This window comes from Jeongeupia chitinilytica (assembly GCF_014652315.1).
Classification (GTDB): domain Bacteria; phylum Pseudomonadota; class Gammaproteobacteria; order Burkholderiales; family Chitinibacteraceae; genus Jeongeupia; species Jeongeupia chitinilytica.
In genome coordinates this window covers 583,364-600,352 of record NZ_BMYO01000001.1, presented here as the reverse complement: position 1 = coordinate 600,352, position 16,989 = coordinate 583,364, and the positions used below count along the sequence as shown (strand labels likewise).

At 63.2% G+C, this 16,989-nt stretch carries 17 protein-coding genes; 6 read left to right on the top strand and 11 right to left on the bottom strand.

The genetic code is table 11. The features are described from left to right. The first annotated feature begins 29 nt into the window (after window positions 1-29). The 6 genes from IE097_RS02880 to IE097_RS02855 all read left to right on the top strand — a co-directional run bounded on the left by IE097_RS02880 (window position 30) and on the right by IE097_RS02855 (window position 4,556). The gene (locus IE097_RS02880) at window positions 30-1,247 is read left to right on the top strand and encodes an argininosuccinate synthase (protein WP_189458614.1); all 1,218 of its coding nucleotides are present in this window, start codon (window positions 30-32) and stop codon (window positions 1,245-1,247) included. Window positions 1,248-1,331: 84 nt separating this feature from the next. Beyond that, window positions 1,332-1,553 carry a DUF2788 domain-containing protein gene (locus IE097_RS02875; protein WP_229797390.1) on the top strand — a complete coding sequence of 74 codons (222 nt, stop codon included), beginning with the start codon at window positions 1,332-1,334 and terminating at the stop codon, window positions 1,551-1,553. Between the two features lie 24 nt (window positions 1,554-1,577). Next, window positions 1,578-1,889 carry a pyrimidine/purine nucleoside phosphorylase gene (gene ppnP, locus IE097_RS02870; protein ID WP_070527107.1) on the top strand — a complete coding sequence of 104 codons (312 nt, stop codon included), beginning with the start codon at window positions 1,578-1,580 and terminating at the stop codon, window positions 1,887-1,889. Between the two features lie 58 nt (window positions 1,890-1,947). After that, entirely contained in the window at window positions 1,948-2,442 is a 495-nt protein-coding gene (locus tag IE097_RS02865) for a YajQ family cyclic di-GMP-binding protein (protein WP_189458613.1), read from the top strand. 10 nt (window positions 2,443-2,452) lie between these two features. After that, a complete protein-coding gene (locus IE097_RS02860; protein WP_189458612.1) occupies window positions 2,453-4,327 on the top strand; it encodes a sensor domain-containing diguanylate cyclase in 1,875 nt (624 codons plus the stop codon). Between the two features lie 64 nt (window positions 4,328-4,391). Next, window positions 4,392-4,556: a DUF3149 domain-containing protein gene (locus tag IE097_RS02855; protein ID WP_189458611.1), complete on the top strand. Its 165-nt coding sequence runs from the start codon at window positions 4,392-4,394 to the stop codon at window positions 4,554-4,556. A gap of 28 nt (window positions 4,557-4,584) precedes the next feature. Here the strand turns inward: IE097_RS02855 and IE097_RS02850 are convergent, their stop codons facing one another. The 11 genes from IE097_RS02850 to flgG form a co-directional block, all read right to left on the bottom strand. Continuing rightward, entirely contained in the window at window positions 4,585-6,231 is a 1,647-nt protein-coding gene (locus IE097_RS02850) for an ArnT family glycosyltransferase (protein ID WP_189458610.1), read from the bottom strand. A gap of 94 nt (window positions 6,232-6,325) precedes the next feature. After that, window positions 6,326-6,583 carry a type B 50S ribosomal protein L31 gene (locus IE097_RS02845; protein ID WP_189458609.1) on the bottom strand — a complete coding sequence of 86 codons (258 nt, stop codon included), beginning with the start codon at window positions 6,581-6,583 and terminating at the stop codon, window positions 6,326-6,328. Window positions 6,584-6,670: 87 nt separating this feature from the next. Then, a complete protein-coding gene (rho, locus tag IE097_RS02840; protein ID WP_189458608.1) occupies window positions 6,671-7,927 on the bottom strand; it encodes a transcription termination factor Rho in 1,257 nt (418 codons plus the stop codon). A 189-nt stretch (window positions 7,928-8,116) separates the two neighbouring features. Then, window positions 8,117-8,443 carry a thioredoxin TrxA gene (trxA, locus tag IE097_RS02835; RefSeq protein ID WP_070527125.1) on the bottom strand — a complete coding sequence of 109 codons (327 nt, stop codon included), beginning with the start codon at window positions 8,441-8,443 and terminating at the stop codon, window positions 8,117-8,119. 142 nt (window positions 8,444-8,585) lie between these two features. Further along, a complete protein-coding gene (gene radA / locus IE097_RS02830; RefSeq protein WP_189458607.1) occupies window positions 8,586-9,947 on the bottom strand; it encodes a DNA repair protein RadA in 1,362 nt (453 codons plus the stop codon). 87 nt (window positions 9,948-10,034) lie between these two features. Then, window positions 10,035-11,345, bottom strand: a complete 1,311-nt coding sequence (flgL, locus tag IE097_RS02825) for a flagellar hook-associated protein FlgL (RefSeq protein ID WP_189458606.1) — start codon at window positions 11,343-11,345, stop codon at window positions 10,035-10,037. Between the two features lie 11 nt (window positions 11,346-11,356). After that, window positions 11,357-13,312 (bottom strand): flagellar hook-associated protein FlgK, encoded by a 1,956-nt coding sequence (flgK, locus tag IE097_RS02820; RefSeq protein WP_189458605.1) that lies wholly within the window; start codon window positions 13,310-13,312, stop codon window positions 11,357-11,359. Window positions 13,313-13,353: 41 nt separating this feature from the next. Beyond that, window positions 13,354-14,241: a flagellar assembly peptidoglycan hydrolase FlgJ gene (flgJ, locus tag IE097_RS02815; protein ID WP_189458604.1), complete on the bottom strand. Its 888-nt coding sequence runs from the start codon at window positions 14,239-14,241 to the stop codon at window positions 13,354-13,356. A 55-nt stretch (window positions 14,242-14,296) separates the two neighbouring features. Continuing rightward, window positions 14,297-15,397 (bottom strand): flagellar basal body P-ring protein FlgI, encoded by a 1,101-nt coding sequence (locus IE097_RS02810; RefSeq protein ID WP_308429673.1) that lies wholly within the window; start codon window positions 15,395-15,397, stop codon window positions 14,297-14,299. Window positions 15,398-15,407: 10 nt separating this feature from the next. Further along, complete coding sequence (locus IE097_RS02805; protein WP_189458703.1) at window positions 15,408-16,052, bottom strand: flagellar basal body L-ring protein FlgH; 645 nt, start codon at window positions 16,050-16,052, stop codon at window positions 15,408-15,410. Between the two features lie 46 nt (window positions 16,053-16,098). Then, window positions 16,099-16,884, bottom strand: coding sequence for a flagellar basal-body rod protein FlgG (gene flgG, locus IE097_RS02800; protein WP_189458603.1), 786 nt, complete (start codon window positions 16,882-16,884; stop codon window positions 16,099-16,101). Window positions 16,885-16,989 lie beyond the last annotated feature (105 nt).

Here is a 16,989-nt window from a genome sequence, read left to right as displayed (position 1 = left end):
CACCCAACTGTTACCGATCGGGGAACTCCATGTCTGATGTAAAGAAAGTCGTACTCGCCTACTCGGGCGGCCTGGACACGTCCGTGATCCTGAAGTGGCTTCAGGACACCTATCAATGTGAAGTCGTCACCTTCACCGCCGACCTCGGTCAGGGTGAAGAGCTGGAGCCGGCACGCCAGAAGGCACTGAAGTTCGGCATCAAGCCGGAAAACATCTACATCGACGACGTGCGCGAAGAGTTCGTCCGCGATTTCGTATTCCCGATGTTCCGTGCCAACGCGCTGTACGAAGGCGAATACCTGCTCGGCACCTCGATCGCCCGTCCGCTGATCGCCAAGCGGCTGATCGAGATCGCCCGCGAAACCAAGGCCGACGCGATCAGCCACGGCGCAACCGGCAAGGGCAACGACCAGGTCCGCTTCGAACTCGGCGCCTATGCGCTGATGCCGGAAGTGAAGGTCATCGCACCGTGGCGCGAATGGGATTTGCTGAGCCGCGAAAAGCTGATGGCCTACGCCGAAGCCAACGGCATCGAAGTCGACATGAAGCACAAGAACGGCGGCGCCCCGTACTCGATGGACGCCAATCTGCTGCACATCAGCTTCGAAGGCCGTCACCTCGAAGACCCGAAGGCCGAAGCCGAAGAGTCGATGTGGCGCTGGACCGTATCGCCGGAAGCCGCGCCGGATGCCGCCGAATTCGTCGATCTGGAGTTCGAACACGGTGACGTCGTCGCCATCAACGGCGTGCGCCTGAAGGCCCACGAAGTGCTGGCCAAGCTGAACGAACTCGGCGGCAAGCACGGTATCGGCCGTCTCGATCTGGTCGAGAACCGCTACGTCGGCATGAAGAGCCGCGGCTGCTACGAAACCCCGGGCGGCACCATCCTGCTGAAGGCGCATCGCGGCATCGAGTCGATCACCCTCGACCGTGAAGTGGCGCACCTGAAGGACGACCTGATGCCGCGTTACGCCAGCCTGGTGTACAACGGCTACTGGTGGGCGCCGGAGCGCGTCGCCCTGCAGACCCTGATCGACCATACCCAGAAGAACGTCAACGGCTGGGTGCGCGTCAAGCTGTACAAGGGCAGCGTCTCGGTCGTTTCCCGCGACTCGAAGGACACGCTGTTCGACCAGACCATCGCGACCTTCGATGACGACGGCGGCGCGTACAATCAGGCCGACGCCGGCGGCTTCATCAAGCTGAACGCGCTGCGCCTGCGCATCGCCGGCAAGAAAGGCCGCTGATCGCGATACCGACTGCCACGCCGGGTTTAAGCCCGCGCGGCGGCCGGCCGCTATTCCCCACCATTCAGACAGACTGCGGACCCGATGCTCGACGCCTTCCTGAACATGGACGAAGAGACGTTCACCACCCTCTCGGTGACCATTCTCTGCACGGCACTGATTGCCTACATGTGCTTCATCATCTACAAGCTGGCCAAGGATTCGAAAGCCGGCCGCTACGGCACGATCGTGCTGGCCTTCGTCCTCGGCTTCGGCATGTTCGGATTCATCGTCAAGACAGTGCTGACCGAAGTCCTGCAAAAATAACCCCCATTCAACAAGGAGTTGTCCGTGTCCCAGTTCGACAATGTCGCCGTCGTCAAGAAAGCCAACGTCTACTTCGACGGCAAGTGCGTCTCGCACACCATCATTCTGTCCGACGGCAGCAAGAAAACCGTCGGCGTGATCCTGCCCGGCACCTACACCTTCAACACCGGCGCGCCGGAACTGATGGAAATCGAAGACGGCCATTGCGTCGTCAAGGTCGCCGGCAGCGCACATCCGGTTGAAGTCATCGGTGGCCAGGCCTTCAATGTGCCGGGCAATTCGAGCTTCGACATCGAAGTCACCGAAACGCTGCATTACGTCTGCCACTTCGACTGAGCCAGACCCGGGGCGGCGCAAGCCGCCCTTTCCGCTTCAAGCCAGCAAGAGAACTGCCATGCCGTCATTTGATATCACCTCCGAAGTCGATATGGTCGCAATGAAGAATGCGATCGACATCGCCGAGCGTGCGATTGTCAACCGCTACGATTTCAAGGGCACCAGTGCCAAGGTCGAGCTGCAGGAAAAGGAAGAAACGATCACGCTGTACGGCGATTCGGACTTCCAGCTCGACCAGATCAAGGAACTGCTGTTTCCGGCACTCGAAAAGAAGGAACCGGACAGCAGCAAGCGGCTTGAAGCCGCCGACGTCCAGAAGATTTCCGGCAACAAGGTCAAGCAGGTGCTGAAGATCAAGGCCGGCGTCGACCAGGAACTGGCCAAGAAGATCATCAAACTGATCAAGGACGCCAAGCTCAAGGTGCAGACCGCGATCCAGGGCGACGCCGTCCGCGTGACCGGTGCCAAACGCGACACGCTGCAGGAAGTCATCGCACTGATGCGCAAGTCGATCACCGACTTCCCGCTGCAGTACCAGAACTTCCGCGACTGAGCGGTCGCGCATGCGCCTAGCCCTGCTGCGCTGGTCCGGACGCCAATCGCTGATCAGCGGTGTCGTGACCGTGCTGTTCGCGCTCGGCCTGCTGCTGATCCTCAGCCTGCAGATCAACAGTTCCTACCGGGCCGAAGTACAGCGGGCCCGCGACGAAGCACGGAATCTCGCCGGCGTCCTCGAAGGGCAACTCGGTTCGGCGCTTCGCGAGGTCGATCTGGTCGTCAATGGCCTCGGATTGCAACTGCAACCTGGCGACCTGAGCAGCCCGGATCTGGGAGAGGCACGCAACAAGACGCTGCAGAGCCTGCTGCTCGATCAGCTGGCGCAAATCCGCCAGCTCGACAATCTCGCGCTGTTCAGCCCCGATGCGGTCCTGACCCATCGGGCGCTGGATACGCCGGGCAGCAACATTCCGCTCAAAGCGGAAGCGCTGGACCGGATGCGCAACAACCCCTTTATCGAACGGGACTACGCCAGACTCGACGGAAAAGGTGGCCTGCAGCGTCCCGGCCTGATCATCGTCCACCGCGTAGAGATCACGCCGGGACAGCTCGACGGCTGGGTTGGCGCGACGATCACCACCCAGTATTTCGACCGCGTATTCGGCAATCTGGCGCTCGGCCATCAGGGCGTGGCCATGCTGGTCGACGAGCGCCTCGGCGTCATCGCCAGTTATCCGCCGCAACCGGCGGGTTTCGAGCCGGATGCCGCCACACTGCGCGCACTGCGCGACGGTGCCCAGGAAGGCATCCAGGTCCGCCAGACCCGCATCGACGGCATCACCCGCCAGACGGCCTACCAGCAGATCGGCGACACGCCGTTTTTTGTCGCCGTCAGCCTGTCCTCGAACGACTATCTCGCACGCTGGCACGCCGAAACCCGCTATTACCTGATCGGTGGTGCGCTACTGATGGCCATGGCGCTGCTGATGGCCTATTTCTTCTGGCAATCGCGGCAGCTGTCGACCCATCTGCGTAGCAAGGAAAAGCGGCTGGACGCCAGCGAATCGCGCTTCCGGCAGATGATCGAAACCACACCGGTCGCACTGGTACTGAGCCGTCCGGGTGACCACTTCATCACCTACATCAATCAGCAGGCATCGCAGATGTTCGCGCTGCCGCAGGCCACCGCGCTCTCGATGCGCGTGTTCCAGCTGTATCAGGACCGGCTCGACTTCCTCAATCAACTGGAGAATGTTCGGCAGAGCCAACCGGTGCGCAATCTCGAAGTGCGGTTGCGTCGGAGCAATGGCGAGACGTTCTGGGGCCATCTGTCGATGTCGCTGGCACAGGGCAGTGCCGGCACCACCCTGCTGATCGGCATCAGCGACATCACCGAGCACAAGGCGCTCGAATCCGAACTGCAACGTCGCGCCACCACCGATGGTCTGTCGGGGCTGGCCAATCGTGCGCATTTCATGGACGTGTCCAACCACGAACTGATCCGCGCCCAGCGCTATGGCCGGCCACTGACGTTGATGATGATCGACATCGACCATTTCAAGCGCATCAACGACGCGTACGGGCACGATGCCGGTGACGCGGCCATCCGGGCCATTGCCGCGCTTTGCCGCAGTACGCTGCGGGATGCCGACGTGATCGGCCGGCTGGGCGGCGAGGAGTTCGCTGCGCTGCTACCCGAAACACCGATGCCGATGGCGCTGCTGGTCGCCGAACGCCTACGTGCCCGGATCGAAGCGCACGAACTGGTCATTCCCAGCGGCGAAACGATACGTTTCACTGCCAGCATTGGCATCACGCCACTGGAGCCGGGCGACACGCTGATCGACCCGCTGCTGAAGCGGGCCGACCTAGCGCTCTACGACGCCAAACATGCCGGTCGCAACCGCGTTTGCCAGCAACAGAGCGCCCTCATACCTTGACCGGCATCAAGGCCTGCCGAACATCCCTTCGGCATATTGGGGCATCGACGCAGGAGCCCCGAAAATGGAAAACACACCGCTACAAACACTGCTTACGTCCGACATCGGCCTCTTGAGCCTGTTCACCATCGTGTTCGTCTGCGGCATGGCCGGCTACCTCTTCTGGTTCGTGCGACGCAACATCCTCAACGCGGTCGACCCTGACGCACCGGCCAGCACCAAGGAATAAAAAAACGGCGGGATTTCCCGCCGTTTTTTTATTCGCCGCCGCCTTCGGGCAGCTGGATCAGGTAGAAACGCTCCCGGCTCTCACCGGCGCGCTGCCCCTCCCAGCGGATCCACGATCCCACCGGCGGCGTTCCCTGCCGCAACACCAGCGAGCATTCCGCCGCCGCAGGCCCGCTGCGAAGGCGGATGCCGGCAAAGTAATCGAGTGACGCCAGCATCGATGTCGATACCTCGCCGGCAATGCATCCCGGCGGCACTTGCTGGTCCAGCGCCTGCCGCAGCGACATCACGACATCCCGATAGCTCTTGGACGCATCCAGCCAGGGTTGCCACAAACCGATCAGCACCCCCCAGAGCAGGGTCACGCCGCAGGCCCAGTTGGTTACGGCCAGCCGACCCAACGGACGTTTGCGTACCAGCACCCAGCACCAGAGTGCGCTGATCGCCGCCGCACTGAGCAGACCACCGAAGTGCCAGGACGGCTCGTAAGCCGGACTCGCAGCCTGCAGCGCATTGCCCCAGCTTGCAGGGGCCCCGAGATGCAGGATCAGCCAGCCCAGCCACAGCAGCGCGGCACCAATGCCGAAGGTCATCACGCCAAACCAGTTCAGCGCAGCCGCCGCCCCGCGCCGCAAGCTGTCGATGCCGGCCCCCGCCAGCAGCGACAGCGAGGGCAACAGCACGAGCAGGTCCGATTCGCGCACGTCACCGGCCAGCAGCAGCCACAGCAGACCGAGCCCGGCCATGATCAGCGGCAGCAACAACTTCGGCTGTGAACCGAGCTCGGCCCGGTTGCTCCAGATCCCCCAGCACGCCAGCGGCAATGCCGGCCAGGCGAACCATGGCACGACGGCCAGCACATAGCCGGCAGTTCCCAGCCAGGCGGAGCTGCCGATACCGTCATATGGTCCGAAAGCAAACAGGCGCAGCCACTGCGCGAAGGCCGCTGGGTCATACCGAACCAGATCGATCAGCCAGATGGCCCCCACCGGAATGGCAATCACCAGCGCGGCAAGCAACGTCACCAGATAGGCGGACCGGCGCCAAGGGCCGAGTGCCCCGACCACAACCGCCATCAGTACAGCCAGGCCGAGCTGCCCGAGATTGCTGCCAGCGATCAGCACCAGCCACACCAGACCGAGCAGCAACCCCGCCAGCAGCGGCTGGCGCCGCGCATACGCCAGCGCATAGGCCAGCCACGCGAACGCGGTCAGCGTGAGGATCGGTGGCGCCAGGTGATGCCCCCAGACGACGAGGCCGATCGAACCGATCAGCACCATCACGCAGACGCGTCCCTGCCGCCGACCGAACAGTTCGCGCCCGGCCAGCCCTACCCCCCACATCGCCAGAGCAGTCCACACGCCGGTAATCAGTCGTGCGGCGTCGTGAACAGCGAGGCCGAGCTTGCCGAGCGGCCAGGCCAGCAAGGCAGCGCTCCAGTAATACAAGGGTCCGGCGATCAGATAAGGCTGTTCGCCAAAGAACGGCAGCGACCAGTGCTGGCCGGAAAGGAATCGGCCGATTACCGCTGCCGTTTCCAGTTCACCCGGCTTCCAGGGATCGTGACCGACCAGACCGGGAAAGACCCAGAACACGCACAGCAGCAACAGCAACCAGGGTTTGTCGGACGGCGGGGGCGGCGTTTCTCGCTCGGAAGGCGGCAGATAGGTCAGCATGCGGACGCGGATCGGAGAAGGAAGGAAAAGGATAAGCGCAGAAGACAAAAAAGGCAGCCGTAAAGCTGCCTTTTTTGTTTGACCGGGTTCCGGCTTACTTGCTGTACATCGCGTACTTGTTGCGGAACTTCTCGATACGGCCAGCGGTGTCGACGATCTTCTGCTTGCCGGTGTAGAACGGATGCGATTCCGACGACACGTCCAGACGCACGACCGGGTAGTCCTTGCCGTCGGTCCACTTCATGGTCTCACCGCCCTTCGGCTTCAGGGTCGAACGGGTCAGGAATTTGAAGTCAACGCTTGCGTCGAAGAAGATGACTTCGTTGTATTCGGGATGGATATCGGCTTTCATGGCTTTTCCTAGAGTTTGCGCGCCGGGATTGTGCCGGCGCAAGACGCAACATTATTCCAGATCGGACTGCTCGCGGCAAGATCGGGATTAGCGGCGCATCGAATCGAAGAAGTCGTTGTTCGTCTTCGTCGCCTTGATCTTGTCGAGCAGGAATTCCATCGCCTCGAGATCGTCCATCGGGTACAGCAGCTTGCGCAGCACCCAGATCTTCTGCAGCTGTTCCTGCGGAATCAGCAGCTCTTCGCGACGGGTACCCGAGCGGTTGATGTTGATCGCCGGGAACTGGCGTTTTTCGGCCATGCGCCGGTCGAGGTGCAGCTCGTTGTTGCCCGTGCCCTTGAACTCTTCGTAGATCACGTCATCCATGCGCGAACCGGTGTCGATCAGCGCGGTGGCGATGATCGTCAGGCTGCCGCCTTCCTCAATGTTGCGGGCCGCGCCGAAGAAACGCTTCGGACGCTGCAGCGCATTGGCATCGACACCACCGGTCAACACCTTGCCCGATGCCGGCACCACGGTGTTGTAGGCGCGTGCCAGACGGGTGATCGAGTCCAGCAGGATCACGACGTCCTTCTTGTGTTCGACGAGGCGCTTGGCCTTCTCGATCACCATTTCGGCAACCTGGACGTGGCGCGTGGCAGGCTCGTCGAAGGTCGAGCTGATCACTTCGCCGCGCACCGAGCGCGTCATTTCGGTCACTTCTTCCGGGCGCTCGTCGATCAGCAGCACGATCAGCTCGACATCGGGATGATTGGCAGTGATCGCGTGGGCGATGTTCTGCAGCATCACCGTCTTGCCGGTCTTCGGCGGCGCGACCAGCAGGGCGCGCTGGCCCTTGCCGATCGGCGCGATCAGGTCGATCACGCGACCGGTAATGTTCTCTTCGGCCTTGATCGCCCGCTCGAGATGAAGGCGCTGATTCGGGAACAGCGGCGTCAGGTTCTCGAACAGGATCTTGTTCTTCGACACTTCCGGCGGCTGGCCGTTGATCTTGTCGACCTTCACCAGCGCGACATAGCGCTCGCCTTCCTTCGGCGTACGGATTTCACCTTCGACGGTATCGCCGGTATGCAGGTTGAACCTGCGGATCTGGCTCGGGCTGACATAAATGTCGTCCGGCCCGGCAAGGTAGCTGGTGTCCGGGCTGCGCAGGAAACCGAATCCGTCCGGCAGGACTTCCAGCGTACCGTCGCCGAAGATGCTCTCGCCCTTCTTGGCCTGGTTCTTGAGCAGCGCAAAGATGAGGTCCTGCTTGCGCATGCGGTTGGCGCCGTCGATTTCGAACTTCGTGGCCATTTCGACCAGTTCGGTAACGTGGAGCGGCTTGAGGTCGGACAAATGCATAGAGGGCGGCCGATAGGATATGGGCTGTGGAGTCGGAAAGACTGGAACGGGTGCGGGAACGGCTGCGCGGGAGAACCCCGGCGCAAAGAATACTTGTAAGCGTATACGCCAACAAAATGCAATGTCAAGGCGGGCAACCGTGGGAGTTGCCCGCCTTGCAAACCGCCAACGGTGTTGACGGTCGGGGAATTACAGGTTGCTGTCGAGGAATGCGGTCAGTTGCGACTTCGACAGGGCACCGACCTTGGTGGCCTTCACTTCGCCACCGACAAACAGCATCAGCGTCGGAATGCCGCGAATGCCGAATTTCGGCGGCGTAGCCTGGTTTTCGTCGATGTTGAGCTTGGCGATCTTGAGCTTGCCGGCGTACTCGCCCGCCACTTCGTCAAGAATCGGCGCGATCATCTTGCAAGGGCCGCACCATTCAGCCCAGTAGTCGACCAGAACCGGGGTCTGCGCCTGCAGCACGTCGGCGTCGAAGCTGGCGTCGGTTACTTGCACGATATGTTCGCTCATGAAAAATCTCCGCTTAGGGGTAGTCGGTTGCCGCACCGCTAGGACGGCAAGGCGTTATCGAATCAATGGGGGCATTTTATCGTCATTCAACCGTCAGCCGGTAAAAACGATTCAATCGCAATGATAGCCTCAGCCTAGGCACTTACAGTGCCGCGCCGACCGCATCGGCCAAGCGCTCGACTGCGGTCACGGTCATCCCTTCGATCGGCGATCGCGGCCGGTTGGCCTTCGGGACGATGGCGTGGGTGAAGCCAAGCTTGGCGGCCTCGCGCAACCGCTCCTGCCCGCGCTGTACCGGCCGTACCTCGCCTGCCAGGCCGACTTCGCCGAACACCACCAGTTTGTGCGGCAGCGGCCGGTCCTTGAGCGACGAGACGATCGCCAGCAGCATCGCCAGGTCTGCGGCCGGCTCGCTGATGCGCACGCCACCGACGGCGTTGATGAACACGTCCTGATCGAACGCGGCGATGCCGGCATGCCGGTGCAACACCGCCAGCAGCAAGGCCAGCCGGTTCTGTTCGACACCGACCGCCAGCCGCCGTGCCTGCGGCGCGTGCGCATCGTCGACGAGCGCCTGCACTTCGACCAGCATCGGCCGCGAGCCCTCCTGCGTCACCAGTACGCACGAGCCGGGTACCGGCTCCTTGTGCTGACTGAGGAACAGCGCCGAGGGGTTGGCGACTTCCTTGAGGCCCTTGTCGGTCATCGCGAACACGCCCAGTTCGTTGACCGCCCCGAAACGGTTCTTGATCGCCCGGATCAGCCGGAAGCTCGAATGCGTATCGCCTTCGAAATACAGCACTGCGTCGACGATGTGCTCGAGCACGCGCGGCCCGGCCAGCGCACCTTCCTTGGTCACGTGGCCGACCAGCAGGATCGTCGTGCCGTGGCGCTTGGCAAAACGGGTCAGCTGCGCCGCACACTCGCGCACCTGGGCGACACTGCCCGGTGCACTGGTCAGCGCCTCGGTGTACATCGTCTGGATCGAGTCGATGACGACGACCTGCGGCTTTTCGCGGTCGAGCATCGTCAGGATGCGTTCGAGGCCGATCTCGGCGAACAGCGACACCGGCGCATCGGCCAGATCGAGCCGCTTGGCACGCAACGCGATCTGCTGCGCCGACTCCTCACCGGAGACGTAGAGCACCTTGCGTTCCGGTGCCAGCCGGGTCAGCGCCTGCAGCAACAAGGTCGATTTTCCGATGCCCGGATCGCCACCGATCAGCACCACGCCACCGGGGACCAGTCCGCCACCGAGTACGCGATCGAGTTCTGCAATCCCGGTCGGCGTGCGCGGCAGCTCCTCGGCATCGACGTCGGCGAGCTGGCGGACCTGCCCGTCGGCGGCCAGCGCGGCAAAGCGGTTGCCGCTGCCACCGGGTTTCGATTCGGCGATCGCTTCGCTCAGCGTGTTCCATTCACCACAGCTCGGGCACTGCCCCTGCCATTTGGGCGAAAGGCCGCCGCAGGCGCTGCAGCTGTAAACGGTTTTGTCCTTGGCCATGGAAAATCGCGGTCGGGGTTTCGGCCCGCCATTGTAACAGCGCAAACGGCCCGCACTGGCGGGCCGTTCTGCTGGGTAGAACCGGTGTCAGAGGTACTTGAACAGGCTCATGCCCTGCACTTTCGAGTACGTCGCCCGTGCCGCGTCGAGCAGCGTCTGGGTAAAGGCAAAATCGCTGATCGCCTTCGAGTAGTCGAGGTCCTGCAATCCGGACAGGGTCTGGCTGTACTGCAGGTCGAGGTCTTCATTGGTATTGCGGACCGACTCGGTCTCGTTCATCCGCGCACCGATCTTCGACTGCGTCGACAGCACGCTGTCGAGCGCGTTCGACAGGTTGCCGATGACCCGGCCCAGACCGTTCTGATAGGTCGCCTTCGAATTCTCGTCGAACTGCGGCGCACCGAGGATGTTGGAGAAGTCCGCCAGCATCGAGAACATGTCCTGGCTTTGCGAGGGCTGGACGCTGAAACTGTCGCCATTGGCCGGCACGCCCTTGATGCCGAGCGACACGCCGGCATCCCAGGCCGGTCCCGCCGGATCGGTCGGCAGCTGCTTGAGCTCGATCTCGCTGCCGGCGTTGTACGCGCGCGGCATACCCGCCGGACGCGTGCCGGTCGCATAGTCGAAACCGTCGATCATCGACTTGTTGCTCGTGGCGTCGACGATGTCATATGTCGTCACGCCGGCGGCATCGACGTTGAACGCAACCTTGTAATCCTGCACGTTGCCGGCGGCCGACCACTTGAGCGGATTGGTCACGGTGCCGATGTCGACCATGCCCGAGCCGGTATTGCCTGCAGCGGCAGCAGTCTGGAAAGTGCCGTTGCCGTTCTTCACCGAACCGAACACCGTCGTGCCGGACTCCGAAATCGGCAGGTTGCGCGATGCCGAAATCTGCACCAGCCGCTGGCCTTCGTCGCCGAGGTACTGGACGTTGCCGAAGCTCGATTCGGAAAACGGCTTGGTGCTGCCGCGAAAGCCCGAGAACAGGTACTGGCCCGACCCGTCCGTGGTATTCGCCAGCCCCATCAACTCTTCGTAACGCGACTTCAGCTCGACGTTGATCGACTGCCGGTCCGCGGCACTCAGGCCGGGATTGCCGGCCTGGACTGCAAGCTGCTGGACGTTCTGCACCAGCTCGGTCACCTGCTGCAGCGTCGACTCGGTCAGACCGAGCGCCGAATCGACGGCCTTGCTGTTGACGCTGTACTGGGTGTTGATCGACTGCGCCTGATTCACCGACAGCACGCGCGACGCGCCGATCGGATCGTCCGATGGCGTGAGGATGCGCCGGCCGGTCGACAGCTGGTTCTGCAACCTTGCCTGCAGCGACTGTTGCGACTGCATGCCGCGGCTGCCGATGTCGTAGACGGTGGAACTTGCAACGCGAATGGCCATCTGGATCTGCCTCAGTTCGCGATCTGCAGGATGCTCTGGAAAGCCTCCTGCGCGATCTGGATTACCTTGCTTGCCGCCTGGTAGGCCTGCTGGTAGCGCAGCAGGTTGGCGGCCTCTTCGTCGAGATTGACGCCGGACACCGAATTGCGGGCATCGGTTGCCTGCTCCAGCACCGTATCCTGCGCGTCCGACATGATCTTGGCGTCGTTAGTCTGCACGCCGACCTGCGACACCAACTGGCCGTAGGCGTCCTGATAACTCACATTGCCGTTGACGAGCTTCTGCGTCTGCAGCGCAGCCATCGCCAGCGCATTGCGGCCGTCGGCATCGCCATTGGTGTTCGGGCCGATGTTGACGACGTCGCCGGTCGCCGGCGTGCCGTCGAGCTTCATCGACCAGCCATTGGCCGAGACGGTCATGCCCGGCGTGTAGGCCTGCGCCGGGCCGGTAACGCCGGTCACCGTATCGGTGATGGTGAAGCTGGTCGGCGAGGTGAAGTTGATCGTCACCGGGTTCTGCAGCGATGCACCGGGTTTCCAGGTGGCATCGGTCACCGGCACCGTCGTGGCCGGCTGCGTGTAGGTCAGCGAGCCGGTATTGGTTTTCGGTGCGGCCGCGACGACTGCGCCTGCCGCCGCAACGCGCGACGGTTCGGTCATGCTGACCGATAGGCCGCGAATGAAACCGGCCGTCGGCTGGATGTTGAACCGGTCGCCGGCCGCCATGTTGCCGCTGCTGATCGACAGCTGCAGGCCGTCGACGCCGACCGGGCCGGCCGCGACCTGCGCCGGCGTGAACACGGTCTTCTGCTTGTCCGACTGCCGCGTCAGGATGTAGTTGGTGCCATCAAAAGCAAATTCGTAATTGCTCGACGTCAGCTTGCCGACGTCGCTGATGTAGCCGCCCAGTTGCGCGTTGCCGGTGTTGGCGGTGTTCGAATACACCTGTCCCAGCGTCGGTGCACCGGTGGTCGGATCGGTATTGAAGCCGAACATGCCCGTGCCCATCGCCCCGGTCAGATCGACGCCGGCACGCTGCTGGGTATTGAGCGTCTGGGCCGTCACCAGCGCAATCTGGTTCAGCGACGACTGCGCGGTATCGAGCGTCTTGCTGCGGAAATCGAGCAGGCCCTGCAGCTTGCCGCCGGTCAGCTGCGACTCGGGCAGGAACACGAGGTTGTTGTTCTGCTTGTAGACGACCGACATCCGCTGCGGATCGCTGGGCGACGGCTCGACGCCAAGCTCGAACGGCTGGTTGCCGACCACGAGGCTCTGGCCATTGCCGATGAAAATGTTGATCGAGCCGTCCTGCTGCGTCGTCGCGGTTGCCTTCACGAAGGTATTGAGCTGCTTGACGAGCTCGTCGCGCTGGTCGAGCAGGTCGTTGGGCGGATGGCCGGAACCGCCCTGCACGGCAATCTGGTTGTTGAGCTGGGCAATCTGCTTGGAAATCGCATTGATGCTCGACACCGTGTTGCCGAGCTCGCCGTTGAGGTTGTCCCGCAACTCGGTCAGCCGCTGGTCGAACACCTGGAAGCGGTTGACCAGCGTCTGCGCCGACGACAGCAGTGCCTGCCGTGCCGGGGTGCTCGACGGATTGGTCGCGACGTTCTGCATCGCACTGAAGAAGTTCTGCAGTGCCGGCGTCACGCCGGCGGTCGGGTCGGCAACGATGTTGTCGACTTCGGTGAGGTGCGACAGCAACTCGTTGTAATAGCTGGCTTGCGACTGCGCGACCTGGACGTTGCGGGTCAGGAACTGGTCGAAGGAGCGGCGGATGTCGTCGACACGCACGCCAAGCCCGACAAAGCCGTTGCCGGTGCTCTGCGGGTACGGCGCGCTCTGGACGATGTTCTGCCGCGAATAGCCGGGCGTACTACCGTTGACGATGTTGTGACCGGTCACCGTCAGGCCGAGGTTGGCCGCATTGAGGCCGGAAACGCCAATCCCGAAGATACTGGAAGCCATGTTTTTACTCCGAATTCATCTGTATATCGGCAGGACGGGCATTAACTTGAGGTCGAACCGGCCAGTTGCCGGCTGATTCGCCGTGCAACCGACGCGAACTTGTCGACGTACTGCGGATCGGTGGCATAGCCCTTGGCCTGCAGTGCCCTGGCAAAGCCGAGCGCATCCTCGCCCTTGCCGACCGCGTCGGCGAAGCGGCGCTTGAGCAGCCCGGCGTAGTCGGCCAGTGCATCGGTGTAGGAATCGTAGGCACGGAAGGTCTCGACCCGCTTCTGTGCGACTCCGTCGACGTATTCGGTCGTGGTCACGTCGACGGTCTTGCCCTGCCAGTCCTTGCCGGCCTTGATGCCGAACAGGTTGTGGCTGTCGCCACCGGCCGCGTCGCGAATCGGCTTCCTGCCCCAGCCGGTTTCGAGCGCGGCATGCGCCAGCAGCAGCTGCGGTGCCACGCCCAGCGTCGGCGCCACGGTCTTTGCCGCGGCAAGCACGTTGTCGACAAAGCCGCCATTCGCCGTCGAAGCGGCAGAATTTGCCGCCGCACTGCCGCCGGTGACCGGTGCCAGCTCGCCCTGCTGCAGCGACTTGTGCCGCTGTACGGTCTTCAGCAGCGCCGGGTTCTGCATGACCTCGAGCTGCCTTTCGATCGCGCCGGCCAGCCCGACCCCGCCCTTTTTCGCCAGCATCAGCGACATCTGCTGGTCATACATGCCGCGATACAGATCGGTAGCGGAGGACTGCAGCTCGTCGTAATGCGGCGAGGCGTCACGCATCGACTTGACCAGCTGCTGCATCAGCATGCTTTCGAACTGCTGCGCGACCGCGTGGGCGGCCGCCTTCGGCGACGACTTGATCGTCTGCCGCAAGGACTCGACGCCCCGGGTGTCGGTGGCGAAGTCCTGACCGGTCAGAACGGGCTTGGTGGTGATCATGAAAAAAACCGCGGCAAGGTTACCGCGGTTTATAAGCAATTGCTGTGCCTGCCGATCAGATCACTTCGAGTTCGGCCTTCAGGCTGCCCGCCGCCTTCATCGCCTGCAGGATCGCCAGCAGGTCCTGCGGCGTCGCGCCAACGGCATTGAGCGCGCGAACCACGTCGCGCAGATTGGCCGCCTTCGGCAGGCGGACGACACCGCCCGAATCGGACTGAATCTGGATGTCGGCATTCGCCACGGTCCGGGTGCGCCCACCGGCAAGCGGATTCGGCTGCACCACCTGGTTGTCGGTCGTGATCGTCACCGTCAGGTTGCCGTGCGAGATGGCGCACGGATCGATTTCGACCGACTGGTTCATCACCACCGAACCGGTGCGCGCGTTGATGATGACCTTGGCGACGACCGGCGCCGCATTGACGTCGATGTTCTCGAGCCGGGACAGGAAGGTCACGCGCTGGTTGGCATCCTGCGGCGCGCGGACCTGCACGACACGGCCGTCCAGCGCCGCGGCAACCGGGCCGAGGTTGCGGTTGATCGCCTCGACCATGCGGCTGGCGGTGGTGAAGTCGGTTTGCAGCAGTTCGAGCTGGACGAACTCGCTGTTGTTCATGGCATTCGGCACCGCACGTTCGACGGTCGCGCCGTTCGGAATGCGCCCCGCAGCCAGCGAGTTGATCGTCACGCTGCTGCCGGCCGCCGCAGCGCCGGCACCCGGAATGATGATGTTGCCCTGTGCCATGCCGTACACCTGGCCATCGGCGCCCTTGAGCGGCGTCAGTACCAGCGTGCCGCCGCGCAGGCTCTTGGCGTTGCCGATCGACGAAACGGTCACGTCGAGCGGCTGGCCCGGCCGGGCGAAAGCCGGCAGGTTCGCCGTCACCGTCACCGCGGCCACGTTCTTCAACTGCAGGTTCCCGCCGGTCGGCACCTGAACGCCGAGGTTGTTCAGCATGTTGATCACCGACTGCACGGTGAACGGGGTTTGCGTGGTCTGGTCACCACTGCCGTCGAGGCCGACAACGAGGCCGTAGCCGATAAGCTGGTTGTCGCGCACGCCGGCGACGGACGCCAGTTCGCGCAGCTTCTGCGCCTGCGCGGCCGGTGCGATCGCAATGGCCGCCAGCAGCAGCGCCGGCATCAGTTTACGCAGCATGTCGGTCTCCTTAGTACGGGCTCAGACTGAGGAACAGCCGCTGCAGCCAGCCCACCGAATTGGCGTCGGCGATTGCGCCCTGCCCCACCTGTTCGATCCGCGCATCGGCGACACGCGTCGACGACACGACGTTGCCGGTCTTGATGTCGAACGGATTGACGACGCCGGTGAAGCGCCAGGCGTTCTGGTAGCCGTTGACGGCAATCTGCTTTTCGCCGCCGACGACCAGATTGCCGTTGGCCAGCACGTCGATCACCGTCACGGCCAGCGTACCGCGCAAGGTGTTGCTGTTGTTGGTCGCGCCCTTGCCGGAGAAGGTATTGCCGGCCGACATGCTGACGTTGGCGTCGAAGAACTTGCTCAGGGCACCCGGGAAGTACGGCAGGTCGCCCGAGCCGCCGATCTTGGTGCTGCCGTCGCGGTTGGCGCTGCTGGTCGACGAGTTGCTGGCGCTGAGGTTTTCCTCGATCTGGATCGTCAGGACGTCGCCGACGTAGCGCGCGACGCGCTCTTCGAACAGCATGCGCGACGACGTCGTCTGGAAGATCGCACCCGGGTTCTGCTGGGTGGCGACCGGCGGCAGCGGTCTGGCCGTCGTCGGGGCCGAAACGATCTGGGGCTGCATCGATGCGCATGCCGACAACAACGTCGCCATGACCACACTCAAAACACGCTCGATAGCCTTCACTACGGTTTCCTTTTTACAGATTGGACAGACGCTGCAGCATCTCGTCCGACGTCTTCACCGCACGCGAATTGATTTCGTACGCGCGCTGCGCCTCGATCAGGTTCACCAGTTCTTCGGTGACGTTGACGTTCGAGGTTTCGACATAACCCTGGTTGATCGCCCCGAGCCCGTTGGTGCCCGGCTGGCCGACGTTGGGCGCGCCCGAGGCGGCGGTTTCGAGCATCAGGTTGTCGCCGACCGACTGCAAGCCGCCCTGGTTGATGAAGCTGGCCAGCTGGATCGTGCCGAGCTGCACCGGTGCCGACGTCGCGCCGTTGATCACGGCGGTCACGGTGCCGTCCTTGCCGATCGTCAGGCTGGTCGTTCCTTGCGGGACCTGCAGCGCCGGCTGGATCTGGTAGCCGCTGGCGGTGACGACGTTGCCCTGGTTGTCGACCTGGAACGAGCCGTCGCGGGTATACGCGGTGTTGCCGTCCGGCAGCGAAATCTGGAAGAAGCCCTGGCCGTTGATCGCCATGTCGAGGCTGCCGTCGGTCAGCTGCAGATTGCCCTGCGTGAAGATGCGCGCGGTACCGACCGGCTTCACGCCGGTGCCGAGCTGCAGGCCGGTCGGCAACTGCGTCTGCTGGCTGGTCGATGCACCGGGCTGGCGCAGGTTCACGTACAGCAGGTCCTCGAACACCGCGCGCTGACGCTTGAAGCCGTTGGTGTTGACGTTCGCCAGGTTGTTGGAGATGACGTCGACGTTCATCTGCATGGCGTCCATGCCGGTCTTGGCAGTCCAGAGCGAGCGAATCATGACTATCCCGAGAGAGATTGATTGTTTTTGTAGCGATCCGGTGCGGGGCACCGTGATCCGCGACGCGCCATGCGCTGCCGCTTATTGTGTTTGGGTACTGCGACG

Bases quoted from the DNA above. Each gene is read 5' to 3' on its own strand.
- IE097_RS02875 (WP_229797390.1), top strand. From the start codon at position 1,332: ATGCTCGACGCCTTCCTGAACATGGACGAAGAGACGTTCACCACCCTC.
- IE097_RS02845 (WP_189458609.1), bottom strand. From the start codon at position 6,583: ATGAAAGCCGATATCCATCCCGAATACAACGAAGTCATCTTCTTCGAC.
- IE097_RS02810 (WP_308429673.1), bottom strand. From the start codon at position 15,397: ATGCTGCGTAAACTGATGCCGGCGCTGCTGCTGGCGGCCATTGCGATC.
- IE097_RS02865 (WP_189458613.1), top strand. From the start codon at position 1,948: ATGCCGTCATTTGATATCACCTCCGAAGTCGATATGGTCGCAATGAAG.
- IE097_RS02805 (WP_189458703.1), bottom strand. From the start codon at position 16,052: ATGGCGACGTTGTTGTCGGCATGCGCATCGATGCAGCCCCAGATCGTT.
- trxA (WP_070527125.1), bottom strand. From the start codon at position 8,443: ATGAGCGAACATATCGTGCAAGTAACCGACGCCAGCTTCGACGCCGAC.
- radA (WP_189458607.1), bottom strand. From the start codon at position 9,947: ATGGCCAAGGACAAAACCGTTTACAGCTGCAGCGCCTGCGGCGGCCTT.
- rho (WP_189458608.1), bottom strand. From the start codon at position 7,927: ATGCATTTGTCCGACCTCAAGCCGCTCCACGTTACCGAACTGGTCGAA.
- IE097_RS02860 (WP_189458612.1), top strand. From the start codon at position 2,453: ATGCGCCTAGCCCTGCTGCGCTGGTCCGGACGCCAATCGCTGATCAGC.
- flgK (WP_189458605.1), bottom strand. From the start codon at position 13,312: ATGGCTTCCAGTATCTTCGGGATTGGCGTTTCCGGCCTCAATGCGGCC.
- flgL (WP_189458606.1), bottom strand. From the start codon at position 11,345: ATGGCCATTCGCGTTGCAAGTTCCACCGTCTACGACATCGGCAGCCGC.
- flgJ (WP_189458604.1), bottom strand. From the start codon at position 14,241: ATGATCACCACCAAGCCCGTTCTGACCGGTCAGGACTTCGCCACCGAC.
- IE097_RS02880 (WP_189458614.1), top strand. From the start codon at position 30: ATGTCTGATGTAAAGAAAGTCGTACTCGCCTACTCGGGCGGCCTGGAC.
- flgG (WP_189458603.1), bottom strand. From the start codon at position 16,884: ATGATTCGCTCGCTCTGGACTGCCAAGACCGGCATGGACGCCATGCAG.
- IE097_RS02850 (WP_189458610.1), bottom strand. From the start codon at position 6,231: ATGCTGACCTATCTGCCGCCTTCCGAGCGAGAAACGCCGCCCCCGCCG.
- IE097_RS02855 (WP_189458611.1), top strand. From the start codon at position 4,392: ATGGAAAACACACCGCTACAAACACTGCTTACGTCCGACATCGGCCTC.